Source organism: Pseudomonas shirazensis, assembly GCF_014268785.2.
GTDB lineage: Bacteria > Pseudomonadota > Gammaproteobacteria > Pseudomonadales > Pseudomonadaceae > Aquipseudomonas > Aquipseudomonas shirazensis.
Map to the genome: position 1 here is coordinate 140,693 of NZ_JABWRD020000002.1, position 17,524 is coordinate 158,216.

Annotated in this window: 20 protein-coding genes; 6 read left to right on the plus strand and 14 right to left on the minus strand. The window is 62.2% G+C overall.

All coding sequences use genetic code 11. From position 1 onward, the window contains the following. Window positions 1-4 precede the first annotated feature (4 nt). The 9 genes from HU736_RS11920 to ffh all read right to left on the minus strand — a co-directional run bounded on the left by HU736_RS11920 (window position 5) and on the right by ffh (window position 7,352). Window positions 5-1,309: a homoserine dehydrogenase gene (locus HU736_RS11920; RefSeq protein ID WP_103436273.1), complete on the minus strand. Its 1,305-nt coding sequence runs from the start codon at window positions 1,307-1,309 to the stop codon at window positions 5-7. An 82-nt stretch (window positions 1,310-1,391) separates the two neighbouring features. Then, a complete protein-coding gene (locus tag HU736_RS11925; RefSeq protein WP_103436272.1) occupies window positions 1,392-2,144 on the minus strand; it encodes a thioredoxin fold domain-containing protein in 753 nt (250 codons plus the stop codon). Window positions 2,145-2,298: 154 nt separating this feature from the next. After that, window positions 2,299-3,195, minus strand: a complete 897-nt coding sequence (gene xerD / locus HU736_RS11930) for a site-specific tyrosine recombinase XerD (protein ID WP_101317105.1) — start codon at window positions 3,193-3,195, stop codon at window positions 2,299-2,301. Window positions 3,196-3,276: 81 nt separating this feature from the next. Then, complete coding sequence (locus HU736_RS11935) at window positions 3,277-3,687, minus strand: acyl-CoA thioesterase (protein WP_101317103.1); 411 nt, start codon at window positions 3,685-3,687, stop codon at window positions 3,277-3,279. A gap of 102 nt (window positions 3,688-3,789) precedes the next feature. After that, complete coding sequence (gene rplS / locus HU736_RS11940; protein WP_023629812.1) at window positions 3,790-4,140, minus strand: 50S ribosomal protein L19; 351 nt, start codon at window positions 4,138-4,140, stop codon at window positions 3,790-3,792. Window positions 4,141-4,182: 42 nt separating this feature from the next. Beyond that, window positions 4,183-4,935 (minus strand): tRNA (guanosine(37)-N1)-methyltransferase TrmD, encoded by a 753-nt coding sequence (trmD, locus tag HU736_RS11945; protein WP_103436271.1) that lies wholly within the window; start codon window positions 4,933-4,935, stop codon window positions 4,183-4,185. Window positions 4,936-4,938: 3 nt separating this feature from the next. Then, window positions 4,939-5,475, minus strand: a complete 537-nt coding sequence (gene rimM / locus HU736_RS11950) for a ribosome maturation factor RimM (protein WP_101317099.1) — start codon at window positions 5,473-5,475, stop codon at window positions 4,939-4,941. A gap of 5 nt (window positions 5,476-5,480) precedes the next feature. Continuing rightward, entirely contained in the window at window positions 5,481-5,732 is a 252-nt protein-coding gene (gene rpsP / locus HU736_RS11955) for a 30S ribosomal protein S16 (RefSeq protein ID WP_101317097.1), read from the minus strand. A 243-nt stretch (window positions 5,733-5,975) separates the two neighbouring features. Then, window positions 5,976-7,352 (minus strand): signal recognition particle protein, encoded by a 1,377-nt coding sequence (gene ffh, locus HU736_RS11960; RefSeq protein ID WP_101317095.1) that lies wholly within the window; start codon window positions 7,350-7,352, stop codon window positions 5,976-5,978. Window positions 7,353-7,604: 252 nt separating this feature from the next. On the opposite strand from ffh, the gene HU736_RS11965 reads away from it, so the two are divergent. The 3 genes from HU736_RS11965 (at window position 7,605) to HU736_RS11975 (ending at window position 11,201) form a co-directional block, all read left to right on the plus strand. After that, entirely contained in the window at window positions 7,605-8,414 is an 810-nt protein-coding gene (locus tag HU736_RS11965) for a cytochrome C assembly family protein (protein WP_186697617.1), read from the plus strand. Between the two features lie 9 nt (window positions 8,415-8,423). Next, entirely contained in the window at window positions 8,424-9,641 is a 1,218-nt protein-coding gene (locus HU736_RS11970) for a transporter associated domain-containing protein (RefSeq protein WP_150573305.1), read from the plus strand. A 255-nt stretch (window positions 9,642-9,896) separates the two neighbouring features. After that, window positions 9,897-11,201: an MFS transporter gene (locus tag HU736_RS11975; protein WP_186697608.1), complete on the plus strand. Its 1,305-nt coding sequence runs from the start codon at window positions 9,897-9,899 to the stop codon at window positions 11,199-11,201. Between the two features lie 36 nt (window positions 11,202-11,237). Here the strand turns inward: HU736_RS11975 and purT are convergent, their stop codons facing one another. From purT to HU736_RS12000, 5 genes are all read right to left on the minus strand, one after another. After that, window positions 11,238-12,419: a formate-dependent phosphoribosylglycinamide formyltransferase gene (gene purT, locus HU736_RS11980; RefSeq protein WP_186697606.1), complete on the minus strand. Its 1,182-nt coding sequence runs from the start codon at window positions 12,417-12,419 to the stop codon at window positions 11,238-11,240. A gap of 86 nt (window positions 12,420-12,505) precedes the next feature. Further along, window positions 12,506-12,973 carry a VUT family protein gene (locus HU736_RS11985; protein ID WP_101317085.1) on the minus strand — a complete coding sequence of 156 codons (468 nt, stop codon included), beginning with the start codon at window positions 12,971-12,973 and terminating at the stop codon, window positions 12,506-12,508. A 58-nt stretch (window positions 12,974-13,031) separates the two neighbouring features. Next, window positions 13,032-13,229, minus strand: a complete 198-nt coding sequence (locus HU736_RS11990; RefSeq protein ID WP_101317083.1) for a DUF1289 domain-containing protein — start codon at window positions 13,227-13,229, stop codon at window positions 13,032-13,034. A 1-nt stretch (window position 13,230) separates the two neighbouring features. Next, window positions 13,231-13,755: a gamma carbonic anhydrase family protein gene (locus HU736_RS11995; protein ID WP_186697604.1), complete on the minus strand. Its 525-nt coding sequence runs from the start codon at window positions 13,753-13,755 to the stop codon at window positions 13,231-13,233. A 43-nt stretch (window positions 13,756-13,798) separates the two neighbouring features. Next, the gene (locus HU736_RS12000; RefSeq protein WP_101317079.1) at window positions 13,799-14,398 is read right to left on the minus strand and encodes a CoA pyrophosphatase; all 600 of its coding nucleotides are present in this window, start codon (window positions 14,396-14,398) and stop codon (window positions 13,799-13,801) included. 132 nt (window positions 14,399-14,530) lie between these two features. Between HU736_RS12000 and HU736_RS12005 the strand changes: the two genes are divergently transcribed. The 3 genes from HU736_RS12005 to HU736_RS12015 all read left to right on the plus strand — a co-directional run bounded on the left by HU736_RS12005 (window position 14,531) and on the right by HU736_RS12015 (window position 17,499). Beyond that, the gene (locus tag HU736_RS12005) at window positions 14,531-15,085 is read left to right on the plus strand and encodes an NUDIX hydrolase (protein ID WP_101317077.1); all 555 of its coding nucleotides are present in this window, start codon (window positions 14,531-14,533) and stop codon (window positions 15,083-15,085) included. A gap of 19 nt (window positions 15,086-15,104) precedes the next feature. Next, window positions 15,105-15,665 (plus strand): L,D-transpeptidase family protein, encoded by a 561-nt coding sequence (locus tag HU736_RS12010; RefSeq protein WP_103436266.1) that lies wholly within the window; start codon window positions 15,105-15,107, stop codon window positions 15,663-15,665. Window positions 15,666-15,816: 151 nt separating this feature from the next. Continuing rightward, entirely contained in the window at window positions 15,817-17,499 is a 1,683-nt protein-coding gene (locus HU736_RS12015; RefSeq protein WP_186697601.1) for a ShlB/FhaC/HecB family hemolysin secretion/activation protein, read from the plus strand. The last annotated feature ends 25 nt before the right edge of the window (window positions 17,500-17,524 follow it).

A 17,524-nucleotide genomic window follows, 5' to 3' on the forward strand; every position in this document is an offset into this window, starting at 1 on the left:
GAAATTAGTTGAGCTGCTCGACGCGGATGCGCACGACCTTGCCGACTACATCCTGCAGGCTCTCCAGAGCCAGGATCGCGTCGTTGATGTGCTCCTCGACCACGCGGTGAGTGACCAGGATCATCGGCACCAAGCCGTCCTGCTCCTCAGCTTCCTTCTGCATGATCGACTCGATGTTGATCCCGCGCTCGGAGAGGATGCTCGCGACCTGAGCCAGCACACCGGGGTGATCCTTGGCCTGGATGCGCAGGTAGTAGGCGCTCTGGCAGGCTTCGATCGGCAGGATCGGGTGGGCCGACAGCGAATCCGGCTGGAAGGCCAGGTGCGGCACGCGGTTTTCCGGGTCGGAGGTCATCGCCCGTACCACGTCGACAAGGTCGGCGATCACCGACGAAGCTGTCGGCTCCATGCCGGCGCCAGCGCCGTAGTACAGCGTGGAACCCGCGGCATCGCCATTGACCATGACCGCGTTCATTACGCCATTGACGTTGGCGATCAGGCGGTCGCTCGGGATCAGCGTCGGGTGCACGCGCAGCTCGATACCGGCCTCGGTGCTACGGGCCACGCCCAGGTGCTTGATGCGATAGCCCAGTGCTTCGGCATAGTTGACGTCAGCAGTGGTCAGCTGAGTGATGCCTTCGGTGTAGGCCTTGTCGAACTGCAGCGGGATACCAAAGGCAATCGAGGCCAGGATGGTCAGCTTGTGCGCGGCATCGATGCCTTCGACGTCGAAAGTCGGATCGGCTTCGGCATAACCCAGCGCCTGCGCTTCGGCCAGCACATCGGGGAACGCCCGGCCTTTTTCGCGCATTTCGGTGAGGATGAAGTTACCGGTGCCGTTGATGATCCCGGCCAGCCAGTTGATGCGGTTGGCCGAAAGCCCTTCACGGATCGCCTTGATCACCGGAATACCACCGGCAACGGCGGCTTCGAAAGCAACGATAACGCCCTTCTCGCGCGCCTTGGCAAAGATCTCATTGCCATGCACGGCGATCAGCGCCTTGTTCGCGGTAACTACATGCTTGCCGTTTTCGATGGCCTTGAGGACCAGGTCACGGGCAATGGTGTAGCCGCCGATCAGTTCGATGACGACGTCGATTTCCGGGTTGCTGGCAACCTCGAACACGTCAGCGGTAATGGGGGTACCGGTAATCTGACAGTTCGGGTTCTGCGAGCGCATGGCAATCTGAGCAACTTCAATACCGCGCCCGGCACGACGGGCAATCTCCTCGGCGTTGCGTTGAAGTACATTGAAGGTACCGCCACCGACGGTCCCCAACCCACAGATGCCTACTTTGACCGGTTTCACTGTGAACTCCCCATAGAACGGCCGGCACTCGGCCGACCGTGAAAACTACCGCCGCCGCATGGCGACGGCGCACTGAATTGAATTACTTGCTGCCGGCAGCCAGGGCCAGCTTGGCCACTTGCGGGGCTGGCTGGTAACCAGGAATCACCTGCCCGCTTTCGAGCACGATGGCTGGCGTACCGTTGACACCGATCGACTGGCCCAACTGGAACTGTTTGCCCACCGGGTTGACGCACTTGGCCGCTTTGACGTCCTTGCCATCGGCCATCTTGTCCATCGCCGCGCGGCGGTCGCTGGAGCACCAGACGGCCTGCAACTGCTCGTCACCGGTCGAACCCAGGCCCTGGCGCGGGAAGGCGACATAGCGCACTTCGATACCGCGACGGTTGAGCTCGGGGACTTCGGCGTGCAGCTTGTGGCAGTACGGGCAGGTGGTGTCGGTGAACACGGTGATGTGCGACTTGGTCTCGCCCTTGGCAGGATAAACCACCATCTCGGCAGCTGGAATGCCGTTGATGAGCTTGGCGATACCCTGGCGCTCGGTCTTCTCGGTCAGGTTGACCGGCTTGCCGTCGGCGATCTGGAACAGATAACCCTGCATGACGAACTGGCCGTCGGCGCTGGCGTAGAGCACGCGGCCGCCCTGCAGCTTGACTTCATAGAGGCCATTGAGCGGGCTGCTGGCGACGCTCTCGATCGGCACTTCCAGCTCGAGGGTCTGCAGGCTCTTGCGGATTGCCTGCTCGGCGCCATTGTTGGTTTCGCTGGTTGCAGCCACAGCAAAGGTACTGGCCAGCGCCAAGGCGGCGGCGGCAATGATACGGGTAACGCGCATGGGGTACTCCTGAAGACGGACCGGGCCCAAGACGTCACCTGCGGGTAAAAAACCGCGGCGACCGTGCGGCCCTTGGTGCAAACCGACCAAGCCTACCACATCAGGCTGTGCTGAATGAGCCCTCAGCGACCGCTCAGCGCAACATGAATTTGCTTCATCCACGCGGATGGTGCTGTGCGTGCAGCTGCTGCAGCCGGGCCTTGGCTACATGGGTGTAGATCTGCGTGGTCGACAGGTCACTGTGGCCCAGCAGCATCTGCACCACGCGCAGGTCTGCACCGTGATTGAGCAGGTGCGTGGCAAAGGCATGACGCAGGGTGTGCGGCGACAGGGCCTTGTCGATTCCGGCAACCTTGGCCTGGTGCTTGATCCGGTGCCAGAAGGTCTGCCGGGTCATCTGCTCGCCGCGCAGGCTGGGGAACAGCACGTCGCTGGGGCGCTCGTTGAGCAGCTCAGGGCGGCCATGACGCACATAGCGCTCCAGCCACAGCACAGCTTCCTCACCCATTGGCACCAGCCGCTCCTTGCTACCCTTGCCCATTACCCGCACCACGCCCTGGCGCAGATTGACCTGATCAAGGGTCAGACTGATCAGTTCGGTAACGCGCAAACCACAGGCATACAACACCTCAAGCATGGCCCGATCACGCTGACCGATAGCCTCGCTGAGATCCGGCGCCTGCAGCAACGCCTCGACGTCAGCCTCCGACAGCGACTTGGGCAGTGGCTTGCCCAGTTGCGGCATGTCGATCTGCAGGGTGGGATCGACGGCGATCAGCTTCTCCCGCAGCAGGTAGCGAAAGAAGCCACGCAGGCCGGAGATGAAACGCGCCGTCGAGCGCGGCTTGTAACCCTGATCGAGGCGCCAGGCCAGGTGATCGAGAATCAACGTACGACCAGCATCTGGCAGCGCAACGCCATGCTCCTGCAGCCAGCCGTTGAACAGCGCAAGGTCACTGCGGTAGGACACGCGGGTGTTGTCGGACAGGCCTTTCTCAAGCCATAGCGCATCGAGAAACTGGTCGATCAAAGGGTGGTCAAGGGCGGGCATGCACAGTCGCTATCCAGGGAAGATGAGCTGAGTGTTTCACAGCCGCCGAGGGGCTGTCATCGGCGCTCGACCAGACAACAGTCAGAACCCGGCCAGCACCGGCACCGGGCGTTTGTCCTCGTCGATGGCGACAAAGCTGAAGACCCCATGAATGGCGCGCTCGCGGCCATCCAGATACATGTTCTCGACGAACACATCGACCTGCACCTGCAGACTGGTATTGCCCACCTTGATCACAGTGCCGACCAGCTCGACGATGGTTCCCGCCGGGATCGGGTGCTTGAAGTCGATGCGGTCGGTCGACACGGTCACCAACGGCAAGCGGCAAAAGCGCGTTGCGGCGATGAACGACACTTCATCCATCCAGGCCAGCGCGGTGCCGCCAAACAAGGTGTTGTGGTGGTTGGTGGTGTTGGGGAACACCGCCTTGGTCACGCGGGTTACCGAAAGTTCGGTGCGGCGCTGGATTTCCTGCTCGCGGGTATTGGTCATGGTTATGTCACATCACTAAGGCAAGGTTGCAGAAAGCAAAAAAGCAGCCCGAAGGCTGCTTTTTTTCTCGCATGGCGGCCGCAGCCGCCAGTCAAACTGTACTCAGGACAGTTTTTCTTTGATGCGAGCGGCTTTGCCGGACAGGTCACGCAGGTAGTACAGCTTGGCTTTACGCACGTCACCACGACGTTTCACGGCCAGGCTGTCGATCTGCGGGCTGTAGGTCTGGAAGGTACGCTCAACGCCAACGCCGCTGGAGATCTTGCGCACGGTGAAGGCGCTGTTCAGACCGCGGTTACGCTTGGCGATAACAACGCCTTCGAATGCCTGCAGACGGGAACGATCACCTTCCTTCACTTTAACCTGGACGACAATGGTGTCGCCTGGTGCGAAGGTAGGGATTTCCTTGCTCATCTGCTCTGCTTCGAGCTGCTGGATGATTTTGTTAGTCATGCTGTGCTCCTAAGGTGGAAAACGTGATCCACCATCGATACGTTAACTATCGTTCCGCTCGCGGAGGTATTCCTCGAGCAGCTTTTTCTCTTCTCCAGAAAGTGAGCGACTTTCCAGAAGATCAGCGCGACGTTCGAAGGTCCTACCAAGGGACTGCTTCATCCGCCATCGCCGGATATGTGCATGGTTGCCACTTAGCAACACGTCGGGTACACGCTGATCCGCATACACCTCAGGTCGGGTGTAGTGCGGGCAATCCAGCAAGCCATCGGTGAAGGAATCTTCCTCCGCCGAGCCTACATGCCCTAAAGCTCCGGGCAGCAGCCGCGTAACCGCATCGATCAGTACCATGGCCGGCAGCTCGCCACCGGAAAGTACATAGTCACCAATCGACCACTCTTCATCGACATGAGCCTCAATAAAGCGCTCGTCAATGCCTTCGTATCGGCCGGCGATCAGGATCAAAGATTCCTGTTCGGCCAAGCCTTGAACCGCCTGCTGATCCAGCTTGCGGCCCTGTGGCGAGAGGTAGATCACCTTCGCCGTTGCTCCGGTCGCTTGCCTGGCGCTAGCCAGTGCATCTTCCAGAGGCTTGATCTTCATTACCATCCCCGGACCACCGCCAAACGGCCGATCATCCACCGTATGGTGACGATCTGTGGTGTAGTCCCGCGGATTCCAGCAAGTGACTTGCAACAAGCCCTGCTTCACCGCGCGGCTGGTAATGCCGTACTCAGTAATGGCCGAGAACATCTCGGGGAACAACGTGATGACTTCTACGCGAAGGTTACCCATCAGTTAGAAATCCGCGTCCCATTCGACCCGCATCACGCCGGCTTCAAGGTCGACTGCAAGCACGCATTGCGCCGTATAGGGCAACAGACGCTCACGGTCATCCAGGCTGCCTGCACAAGGCTTGACCACCATTACATCGTTCGCGCCGGTCTCCAACAGGTGATCAACCGTGCCGAACAGATGCTCGTCCTGGTTGATGACTTTCAGACCTTGCAACTGGTACCAGTAGTACTCGTCGTCAGTCAGGTTGGGCAAAAGGCTTCGCGAGATGCAAATCTCGTAACCGCTCAGAAGACGTGCTTCGTCACGATCGTCGAGGCCCTTGAGCTTGGCGACCAGCTCCTTTTTATTGGAACGGCCACTGACCAGCTCGACCTGTTTGACCGTCCCTTCGCGCCGAAGCGTCCAGTTCTGGTAATCCAACAGGTTTTCAATCGGATCGGTAAAGGAATAAACCTTCACCTCGCCGCGAACGCCGTGTACCGAAAAAATCTTGCCAACGACGATGAGGTCGTCAGCCTTTTCTGGCGTCGCGTTCATACTGTTCAGGCAGCAGCCTTGGCAGCTTCCTTCAGCAGCTGAGCAACACGCTCAGACGGCTGTGCGCCAACGCTCAACCAGTGAGCAACGCGGTCTTGTTTAACGGACAGACGAACTTCCTGACCACGAGCGACTGGGTTGAAGAAACCAACCTGTTCGATGTGGGAGCCGTCACGCGGGTTACGCGAGTCGGTTACGGTCAGTTGGTAGAACGGGCGCTTTTTGGAGCCGCCACGGGCAAGACGAATGGTAAGCATTGAACATCGTTCCTGTAGTCGGTGCTGCAAATCATGATGCACAGCGGGCACACGGGTGCCCGAAAGGCCGCATATTCTCAAGGAATATCCGGACATTTGCAAATGCCTTTTTTCACCGGGTTGTTCACCCTGAAAAAAGACCCGCCTGCCGATCTGCGATAAAGCTGCCTCGCAAGGCAGCGGTGTCCCCGCCGAAGCGGGATCCCGGCCAGCCGCGCCTTCGCGCCACTGGCCTGAGTAGGGTTACATCTTGGGCATGCCGCCACCTGGCATCATGCCGCCAAGGCCGCGCATCATCTTCGACATGCCGCCCTTGGTGGAAAATTTCTTCATCATCTTCTGCATTTGCTTGTGCTGCTTGATCAACCGGCCGACGTCCTGCACCTGGGTGCCGGAGCCGAGGGCGATGCGGCGCTTGCGCGAACCGCTGATCAAATCGGGATCGCGGCGCTCGGCCGGGGTCATCGAGTTGATCATCGCTTCCATCTGCTTGAACTGCTTCTCGGCCGCGCCCTGGGCATTGCCCATCTGCGACAGGTTGACCCCGCCGATGCTCGGCAGCTTGTCCATCAGGCCGCCGAGGCCGCCCATGTTCTTCATCTGTTGCAGCTGGTCGCGGAAGTCTTCGAGGTCGAAGCCCTTGCCCTTCTTCAGCTTCTTGGCCAGCTTGTCGGCCTTGGCCTTGTCGATGGTCTGCTCGGCCTGCTCGATCAGGCTGAGCACGTCGCCCATGCCGAGGATGCGGGAGGCGATACGGTCAGGGTGGAACGGCTCGAGCGCGTCGCTCTTCTCGCCCATACCGATGAACTTGATCGGCTTGCCAGTGATCGAGCGTACCGACAGCGCGGCACCGCCACGAGCGTCACCGTCGACTTTGGTCAGCACTACGCCGGTCAGCGGCAGCGCATCACCAAACGCCTTGGCGGTATTGGCGGCATCCTGACCGGTCATGGCGTCGACCACGAACAGGGTCTCGACCGGCTTGACCGCGGCGTGCAGCGCCTTGATCTCGTCCATCATGTCGCTGTCGATGTGCAGACGACCGGCGGTGTCGAGGATGACCACGTCGATGAACTTGAGCTTGGCCTCGCGGATCGCCGCTTCAGCGATTGCCACAGGCTTCTGGCTGATATCGGACGGGAAGAAAGTCACGCCGACTTCGCCTGCCAGGGTTTCCAGCTGTTTGATCGCCGCCGGACGGTAGACGTCGGCAGACACCACCATTACCGACTTCTTCTTGCGCTCTTTAAGGAAGCGCGCCAGCTTGCCGGCGGTGGTGGTCTTGCCCGCACCCTGCAGGCCGGCCATCAGCACCACGGCGGGCGGGGCGGCGTTCAGGGCAAGGTCTTCGTTGGCTGCGCCCATCAGGCTTTCGAGTTCGGCCTGGACGATCTTCACGAACGCCTGGCCCGGGCTCAGGCTGCGCGACACCTCGGTGCCGATTGCGCGTTCCTTGATGCTGTTGACGAAATCCTTGACCACCGGCAGCGCAACGTCGGCTTCGAGCAACGCCATGCGCACTTCGCGCAGCGTGTCCTTGATGTTGTCTTCGGTCAGCTTGGCCTTGCCGGTGACATGGCGCAGCGTCTGTGACAGGCGGTCGGTCAGGTTTTCGAACATGGTGATCCTTTCAGGCTTGGCAAAGCCGCGATTTGTCAGGCGCCCCGGCGGTAATCGACACGCACGGGGAACAGCAAGCCGGCGATTATAGCGGAGACTTGACGCCGCGCACACCATGTACAGGACCATCGGCCCAATCACCCGCAGCGTGAGGTCTGCGCTGGATCAACGCCAGAGCCGTGCGTCGGCCTTCCTTGGCACCCGCGTTCTATGCCAAACTCGCGGTCTTCCCGGGCTTGCCTATCAGGACTTATGCTCTCTTCACCCAGCCTCATCCCCAATCTGCTCGCCGCCGGCCTTTATATTGCCGCTGCGATCTACCACAGCATGCGCCTGGCCAAGGGCACGCGTGCCGACAAGCGCCTGCTCGGTCTGCTCGGCACGATCGCGGTCATCGCCCAGGCCGGCGCGCTGTTCTTCCAGTTGATCACCCCGTTGGGGCTGAGCCTGGACTTCTTCAGTGCCTCGAGCCTGATCGCCGTCGCAGTGATCGCCCTGACCCTGCTGGCGTGCCTGCGCATTCCAGTGGAGAACCTGCTGGTCCTGCTGTTCCCGCTCGGCGCGATCACCGCCTTGCTGGCGCAGTTCGCCCCCGCAGGTACAGTGCCGCTGGTCAACGAAGAAGCGGGCATCCTTGCCCATATCCTGCTGTCGATCCTGGCATACGGGCTGTTCACCATCGCCGTGTTCCAGGCGCTGCTGCTGTTGCTGCAGGACTACCAGCTCAAGCACAAGCACCCCTCCGGGCTGATCCGCAACTTCCCGCCGCTGCAAACCATGGAAAGCCTGCTGTTCGGCTTCCTCTGGGCCGGCTGGGCATTGCTGTCGCTGTCACTGATCTCGGGCTGGCTGTTCCTCGACAACCTGTTTGCCCAGCACCTGGTGCACAAGACATTGCTCGCCTGCGTGGCGTGGGTGGTGTTCAGCGTGCTGCTGTGGGGCCGCACCCGCCTGGGCTGGCGCGGGCACAAGGCGATCCGCTGGACCCTGGCCGGTTTCTGCCTGCTGATGCTGGCCTATTTCGGCAGCAAGCTGGTACGCGAATTCATCCTGCATATCTGACGGTGGTCCATGGATAGTCTGCCACTGTTCGTCCAGTTGCACGCGCCACTGCTGGGTTGCCTGGCCCTGGCGCTACTGTGGGCGGCATTGTTCACTGCGGTCGATAGCGCCCGCCAACAACTCAACGCGCAACCACGTGGCACAGAGCCTGCAGCACCCGCCTTGCCGGCTCAGGCGCTGGTGTTCGGCGCCAGCCTGGGCAAGCTGCTGGTGTTTGGCCTGGGCTGCCTGCTGGGCCAGCGCTACAGCGGCGAGCACGGTTTTTGGCTGGGCGGTTTGATGGCTGCGGTATTGGTGTTGGTACTGGCCGAATACCTGCCGCGGCGAATGGTACGGCGTAATCCGGAAGCGTTCGTCAGCCTTGGCGCCAACCTGCTGAAGTTGCCGCTGACCCTGCTGCAACCGCTGGCGTGCCTGCTCGACGGCATCGCCAAGCTCATCCTGCGCCCGTTCCGCCCGGCGCCGACTGCGGTTGCGCTGCACCCACAGAATAACGACGATGACGATCAGGACGAGTTCGAAGCCCAGCGCCACGGCCTGCTCGATGGTTTGCGTTCACTTGACGAGATCACCGTCAACGACATTCTGGTGCCACGCAACGAAGTCGACGGGATCAACCTCGACGACCCTATCGAACGCATCATCGAACAACTGATCGTCAGCCGGCATACCCGCTTGCCGGTGTTTCACAACGACATCAACCAGGTCGAGGCAATCCTCAACACCAAGCTGATCAGCCATCTGCTGCCACACGCCGAGCTGACCCTGGAGGCGATTGCCGCCGCCTGCTATGAGCCGTACTTCGTGCCCGAAAGCACGCCACTGCAGATGCAGTTGCTGAACTTCCACAAGCAGCAACGGCGCCTTGGCGTGGTGGTCGATGAGTACGGCGAAGTGCTGGGCATCGTCACTCTGGAAGACATCCTCGAAGAAATCGTCGGCGAGTTCGAGGACGAGCAAAGCCCGCAGAACCCGCACATTCATCCGCAGGCCGACGGCCGCTTCGTCATCGAAGGCGCCGCCTCGCTGCGCGAGGTCAACCGCAGCCTGGGCTGGCATCTGCCCTGTGACGGCGGGCCGAAGACCCTCAACGGGTTGGTCACCGAGGCACTGGAAAGCATCCCGGCCAGTGCCGTGTGCCTGAAGATTGGCCGCTACCGGCTGGAAATCCTTGAAACCGAAGACAATTGTGCGAGCAAGGTACTGGTCTGGACCGTGACCCGCTAGCTATACTCGGGTCACGCTTACCCAGCCCTGCCGTCGCGCCCGCTATCCGCATTTGGCGCCACACGGCCAGTCCGCTCCACTGATGTACCCCGCGCGCCTGCCTCCCATCCTGAACAGTGCTCGCTCCCCTCGCCTACCCCCAGGGCTTTGATCAGTCGAGCGACCCACAACCATTCGCTCCAGCGCCTGTGCGCGCGCATTTGCCTGGCTGGCCTGCGCCGGCCATGGAGCTTCGACTGTCAGGGATCTACGCAAATGACCACCAGCAGTACCTATTCCGAATTGACCCCGGCAGCACCGGTCAACTCGCCAGCGCGGGTGGCTACCGCCAGCTTTATCGGCACCGCGATCGAGTTCTACGACTTCTATGTCTACGCCACCGCCGCCGCGCTGGTGATCGGCCCGGTGTTCTTCCCGTCCGGCTCGGGCACCGCGCAGATGCTCGCGGCGTTTCTGACCTTCGGCATCGCCTTCATGGCGCGGCCGTTGGGTTCCGCCCTGTTCGGCCATTTTGGCGACCGGATCGGCCGTAAATCGACTCTGGTTGCCTCGCTGCTGCTGATGGGCGTGTCGACCACGCTGATCGGCGTGCTGCCGGGCTACGACAGCATTGGCGTGTGGGCACCCATCATCCTCTGCATCCTGCGCTTTGGCCAAGGTCTGGGCCTGGGTGGTGAATGGGGCGGCGCAGCACTGCTGGCCACAGAGAACGCCCCGCCAGGCAAGCGCGCCTGGTTTGGCATGTTCCCGCAACTTGGCCCGTCGATTGGTTTTCTGGCGGCCAACGGGCTGTTCCTCGGCCTCGCTCTGGGCCTGAGTGACGAGCAGTTCCGCGCGTGGGGCTGGCGCATCCCATTCCTGCTCAGCGCCGCACTGGTGCTGGTCGGCCTGTATGTGCGCCTCAAGCTTGAAGAGAGCCCGGTGTTCGCCAAGGCCATTGCCGACAATCAGCGGGTGAAGATGCCGGTAGTGGATGTCTTTGCCAAACACTGGCGGCCAACCCTGCTCGGCGCTGCGGCCATGGTCGTGTGTTATGCGCTGTTCTACATCTCGACGGTATTCTCGCTCAGCTATGGCGTGAGCACCCTTGGCTACAGCCGCGAGACCTTCCTCGGCCTGCTGTGCTTTGCGGTGGTGTTCATGGCCCTGGCCACGCCGCTGTCGGCCTGGCTCAGCGACCGCTACGGGCGTAAACCGGTGCTGATCGTCGGCGCACTGCTGGCAATTGCGTCGGGCTTTACCATGGAGCCACTGCTGACCTCAGGTTCGACCGCGGGCGTCGCGCTGTTTCTGGCGATCGAACTGTTCTTGATGGGCGTGACCTTCGCGCCGATGGGCGCACTGCTGCCCGAGCTGTTCCCGACTCAGGTGCGTTATACCGGCGCGTCGGCGGCGTATAACCTGGGCGGTATTGTCGGCGCCTCGGCGGCACCGTTCTTTGTCCAGAAGCTGGTGAGCATGGGCGGTTTGAGCTGGGTAGGCGGGTATGTGTCGGCGGCAGGGCTGATCAGCCTGCTGGCTGTGCTGTGCCTGAAGGAGACGCGCAACGCGCGCCTCTGATAGAAGTTGGGGCTGCAAGGCAGCCCCATTGCTGAATCAGAACTCGACCTTGACCGCCTGCGCTGAACGGGTCGCCTTGGCCCGTGCGGCCTCGATCGACTCGTCACGCGCCAGGCACACGCCCATGCGGCGCTGGCCGTCGATTTCGGGCTTGCCGAACAGGCGGATCGCCGTGTCAGGCTCGCTCAGGGCAGCGCCAAGGTTGGCGAAGCTGGTCTGCTGCGACTTGCCTTGCGGCAGGATCACCGCCGACGCCGACGGACCAAACTGACGCACCAGTGGAATCGGCAGACCGAGGATCGCCCGTGCGTGCAGGGCAAACTGCGACAGGTCCTGGGAAATCAAGGTGACCAGGCCGGTATCGTGCGGGCGCGGCGAGACTTCGCTGAACCACACCTGATCGCCTTTGACGAACAGTTCGACGCCAAACAGGCCAAGCCCGCCGAGGGCATCGGTGACTGCCTGGGCGACGCGCTGCGACTCGGCCAAAGCCTTGGCGCTCATCGCCTGTGGCTGCCAAGACTCTTGATAGTCACCCTTCTCCTGACGATGGCCGACTGGCGCAAGGAAGGTGGTGCCACCGACGTGGCGCACGGTCAGCAGGGTGATCTCGTATTCAAAGTCGATAAAGCCTTCGACGATTACCCGACCCTTGCCGGCGCGGCCGCCTTCCTGGGCGTAGTCCCAGGCCTGTTGCAGGTCATCGGCGCTGCGCAGCAGGCTCTGGCCCTTGCCCGACGAACTCATCACCGGCTTGACCACACACGGGTAGCCGAGGTCGTTGACGGCGCTGGCGTAGTCTTCGAAGGTGTCGGCGAAGTGGTACGGCGAGGTCGGCAGGTCCAGCTCTTCAGCGGCCAGGCGACGAATGCCTTCGCGGTTCATGGTCAGCTGAGTCGCGCGTGCGGTTGGCACCACGTTGAAGCCTTCGTTTTCCAGCTCGACCAGGGTCGCGGTGGCGATGGCTTCGATTTCAGGGACGATGTAATGCGGTTTTTCTGCCTCGATCACTGCCCGCAGCGCAACCCCATCGAGCATGTTGATGACGTGGCTGCGGTGCGCGACCTGCATGGCCGGCGCGTTGGCGTAGCGGTCGACGGCGATCACTTCGACGCCCAGGCGCTGCAACTCGATCACCACTTCTTTGCCCAGCTCGCCGCAGCCGCACAGCAGTACACGGGTCGCGGTCGGCGACAGTGGAGTTCCGATACGGGTCATTTCAGGTCCTCGTGGGCGTGCGGGGCGGCGTCAGGCTGAGCGCTACCCGCTGAAAAAGGACCGGTATTCTACAACAGGCGCGGCGCTCAGCGCAGCAGCGCTGCCTTGCGTGCGCGCCAGGTCATCGCCAACCACACGGCGCTGACGCCGGCAAACTTGGAGGCCATGGCGGTGCCGACCACAAGCGGCGTCAACGCGCCGATCATGCCGAAGAAGATAAAGGTGTCGACCGGAATGCTCAGCGCCGAGCTCAGCCACAGGCGATCGCGCAGCGGCCGCTTGGTGATGCTGAATACCAGCCAGTCGATCAGTTCGGAGACAAAGAACGCGGTGGCGCTGGCCAGGGCGATGGCCGGTTCCGAGGTGATGTAAGACAGCACCAGCGCGGCCAGCATCGCCACCAGCGCGCCGTGGCCAAAGCGGGTTTGCACCATGTCACGGAGAATGAACACCAGCCCGCCCCAGGCGGACCAGATCACGTCCAGATGCGGAGCGCTGGAAAACGCGTAGTTGATCAGCACTACGCTGCTGATATAGGCGAGCAGATAGAACATGGTGGGCGACCTTCGGGCAAGCCGCACAGATTACTTGATTTTCAAGTCAACGCCAGCCTCACAGGCCAACAATCATCCCGGACGCCAGCGCCCGCTCATGGCACAGCCTGAGTACCTGGCGGCGTTCGTCGTTATCCATCCGCCCCCAACGGCTGATCTCGGCCACGCTGCGCTGGCAACCGGTGCAGATATCCTGCTCATCCAGCGCGCAGATGTTCACGCAGGGCGAGCTGACCGGACGTTCGACTTCGCTCATGTCAATCTTCCTGCACAGCCAGGTCGCGGGCATAGCGCTCGGCGTTGTGCACGTAGTGAGCGGCGCTGGCTTCGAGCATGGCTTTCTGCGCATCGGTCAGCTCGCGCACGACCTTGCCCGGCGAGCCCATCACCAACGAGCCGTCAGGGATTTCCTTGCCTTCGGCAATCAGCGCATTGGCGCCGATGATGCAGTGCTTGCCGATACGCGCGCCGTTGAGCACCACCGCGTTGATGCCGATCAGGCTGTGGTCGCCAACCGTGCAGCCATGCAGCATGGCGTTGTGGCCAATGGTCACGCCCTTGCCGATGGTCAGCGGCGAGCCCATATCAGTGTGCATCACGGTGCCGTCCTGGACATTACTGCCCTCGCCGATGTCGATCAGCTCGTTGTCGCCGCGCAGCACCGCGCCAAACCACACGCTGGCCCCGGCCTGCAGGCGGACCTTGCCGATCAGCGTGGCGGTCGGTGCCGTCCAGCTGGTGGGATGAGTCTCTACGTGCATGTCTCCCAGGCGGTACTTCATGGTTGGCTCCTCACGGTCGGCGGCTTGGTGGGGTCGACCCCACTCAGATATTGATGAAACGCTCAGGCGGCTGATGCAGGCTGATACCTGCGTCATACAACAGGTTGACCAGTTCGACGATCATGATCGCCGACAACCCCCAGATCTTGTAGCCCTCATAGCGATAGCTGGGCACATACCAACTGCGGCCTTGATAATCGATGCGGTGGGTGTGGTCGCGCGGGTCCTGACGGAAGAACTCCAGCGGCACGCTGAACACCGCGGCAATCTCGGCGTCGTTGGGCCGGTACTCGACGTAGTCAGGGATCAAACCGACGAACGGCGTCACCTTAAGGCCATGCAGCGAAATCAGCGGGCTGAGCGGCCCGATCACTTCCACCAGGCCCGGCGGCAGGCCGATCTCTTCATGGGCTTCGCGCAGCGCGGTGAACACCAGATCCGGATCTTCCGGGTCACGCCGTCCACCGGGAAACGCCACTTCGCCGCCATGGGTCGACAGGCCCTTGGCGCGCAGGGTCAAGACCAGCTCGGGCTCGTCGCTGCGGGTGATGGGCAGCAGCACCGCCGCTTCCGGAAAACGACGGTCACCCGCCATGGCCGCGGGGGTATGGTTGCTCATTCGGCGCAACAGCTCGTCCAGCATACGCACTCTCGATTGCAAGGCCTGCCGTGCATGATGCACCAAAAGCTGCGGGCCACCCAAGCCCTGGCCGACGGGCACTTGCTGGGCGACGGCAAGGCGCGCCAAGATAGGCGCATATAAAGGGAGCAAAGCATGAATTTCTGCAGCGCGTGCGGCAAGCCGGTCATCCAGCGCATCCCCGACGGCGACAGCCGCCTGCGCTACGTCTGCGATCATTGCCAGACCATCCATTACCAAAACCCCAACATCGTCGCCGGGGTGCTACCGACCCATGGCAGTCAGGTGCTGCTGTGCCGCCGCGCTATCGAGCCGCGCCGCGGCTTCTGGACTCTGCCCGCAGGCTTTATGGAGAACGGCGAGACCATCGATCAGGCCGCTCGTCGCGAAACCGTCGAAGAAGCCTGCGCCAGGGTCGGCGAAATGCGGCTGTATCAGCTGTTCGACCTGCCGCATATCAATCAGGTACACCTGTTCTTCCGCGCCGAGCTGGCCGATCTGGACTATGCCGTCGGCGTCGAAAGCCTGGAGGTGCGTTTGTTCGAGGAGCATGAGATCCCGTGGGACCATCTGGCTTTTCGCACAGTCGCACGCACACTAGAATGCTATTATCGCGACCGCATCGAGCAGCACTTCCCCATAGGCCATGAATACGTGGCGCCGATGACCGTTGCGCCGCCCATTACCTAGTCTGCAGGGATACCGTTTCATGCGTTGGTTGCTAGCCCTTATCTGCTGTGGTGTCGCTTCGGTGTCGCAAGCGGCGTTCACCGAAGTCATCATTCGCAAGCCCCAGGGCCAGGTGCAAACCCAGGCGCCCGCGCAACAGCAGCAGACGCAGCAACCGCTGATCGACAAGGTGCTGGTGCTCAAGTCCGAACGCCGCCTGCAACTGATCAGCCGCGGCGAGCCGCTCAAGACCTACCGCATCTCGCTGGGCAAGCAGCCCAAGGGCGCCAAGGAGCGCGAAGGCGACAAACGCACCCCGGAAGGTTTCTACTGGCTCGATTGGCGCAAGGCCAGCGACCGCTACAACCTGGCCATGCACATCTCCTACCCGAACATCACCGACGCCGCCAAAGCCCGCCGCGCAGGCGTACCCGCCGGCAGCATGATCATGATCCACGGCACGCCGCTGGATGAGGAATACCCGGAGTGGTATTTCCATACCCTGGACTGGACCGAGGGCTGTATCGCCATGCGCAATGCCGATATGCGTGAGGTATGGAGCATGGTCAAGGACGGCACCATGATCGAGATTCGACCTTGAAGCGGACGGCTCCTGGCAAGAAATTTCCTACACAATTCGCACATTTGTCTGACGCTCCGGTCGGCACGGTACGGCATATTTTCCAATAGCTAACTTCTTAGAATTTCCGCAAAGAAGCACGCAAAGCGTGCCCTAGTTGCGGAAATTCACCATGCCTACTTGCCTGCCCCGTGTAGCTCGACTAGTCCTTTACGCCCTCTTGCTGGGCCTATTGGGCACAGTAGAGGCGCTCGCCAGCGACCCCGCCAGCCAGCAGATACGTGATCAACAACGGGCGCTGCAGCAAATCGAGCAGCATCAGCGTTTGCAGCAGTGGCAGCGCCGGGGGCGGGCCGACAGCAGTGTCGAGTCGACCACCTCAGCCCCGGCTGATCACCTGTGTTGGGAAATCTCCGGTGTGCGCATCACCGGCAACAAACAGATCTCCAGCGCCGACCTTGAACAACATCTGCGGCCGCTGCTGCCATCCTGCACGGGCGTGGCCGATCTCAATCGTCTACTCAAAGCCATTACCGAACTCTATGTACGCGCCGGTTATCCGGCCAGTCGACCGTACCTGGCCCGGCAACCAGCGACTGGCAAGCCACTCGAGGTGGTCATCATCGAAGGCTTTGTCGAGTCGATCAGGCTCGCCGATCCCGACCTGCCATTGTCCTTACGCGGCGCCTTTCCCAACCTGCTGGGCCGGCCGTTGTACTTGCCTGATCTGGAGCAAGGCCTCGACCAACTCAATCGGCTGCGCGCCTACGACCTGACTGCCGCGCTGCTGCCGGGCACCCTGCAGGGCGGCACGCAGATACTCATCGAGCCGCGCGCAGTGGGTTCGCGCTGGCACCTGGACAGCCGCCTGGACAACCGCGGCAGCCCCCTTACCGGTCGCCACCGGTTGAGCCTCGGCCTCGGCGTCGACAGCCCGCTGCAGGTCAACGACGACCTGCGCCTGACCCTCAACGCCGCCGTATTCGATGCCCCAGGGCAGAGCCAGGGTGCCAGCCTTTACTACAGCGTGCCCTATGGCCCGTGGACGTTCACCGTCAACGCCAGCCAGCTCAGCTACCGAGCGCCGATCCCGGGTGCCAGCTACACCAGTAACGGCACCAGCAGCTTTCAGGGCGTGAGCGTCGAGCGCGTGCTCTGGCGCGGTCAGCACGGCATGCTCAGCGCCAGCGCGCGGCTTGACCGCAAGCAACTGCAAAATCGCCTCGACGACAGCCTGTTGCAACTACAGAGCCCGACCCTGACCACGCTGGAGTCCGGGGTCAATCTGCTGTGGCTGGACGCAGGCCTGTGGCACGGTTACCTCGGCATTGCCCGCGGCTTGGCCTGGTTGGGCGCAGACCCACCGGCTAGCGCAGCCGCGCATCCACAAGCGCAGTTTCTCAAGTACCGGGCAAATCTGCTGCATCTGCGTCAGGGGCCAGCGCAAAGCCCCTGGCGCTGGCAGAGCGAACTCAATCTGCAGTACAGCCGCGATGTGCTGCCGGCCATCGAACAGTTGCTGCTCAGCGACGACTCGGCGGTACGCGGTTTTCGCGCCTACAGCGTCGCCGGCGCCAGCGGCGCGGTCTGGCGCAACAGCGTTAGCCAACCCTTGGCCGTACCCCTCCCCTTCAACCTGCAGCTGCGCCCACAACTCAGCCTAGACCTGGGTTGGGCTCGCCTCGCCAGCGACAGCCCCTGGCAACGACTGGCCGGCGCCGCCGCTGGCGTCGAGGTCAGCCTGCCGGGCAGCCGCCTGCGCCTCGATTACCAATATCCGCTGTACGCCAGTGACCGCTCTCGACAGGCACTCGAGCCGGGTTTCTGGGTGCTGGACTGGAGCCTGTCCCTGTAATTCACCCACCACCACGAGAAAAACA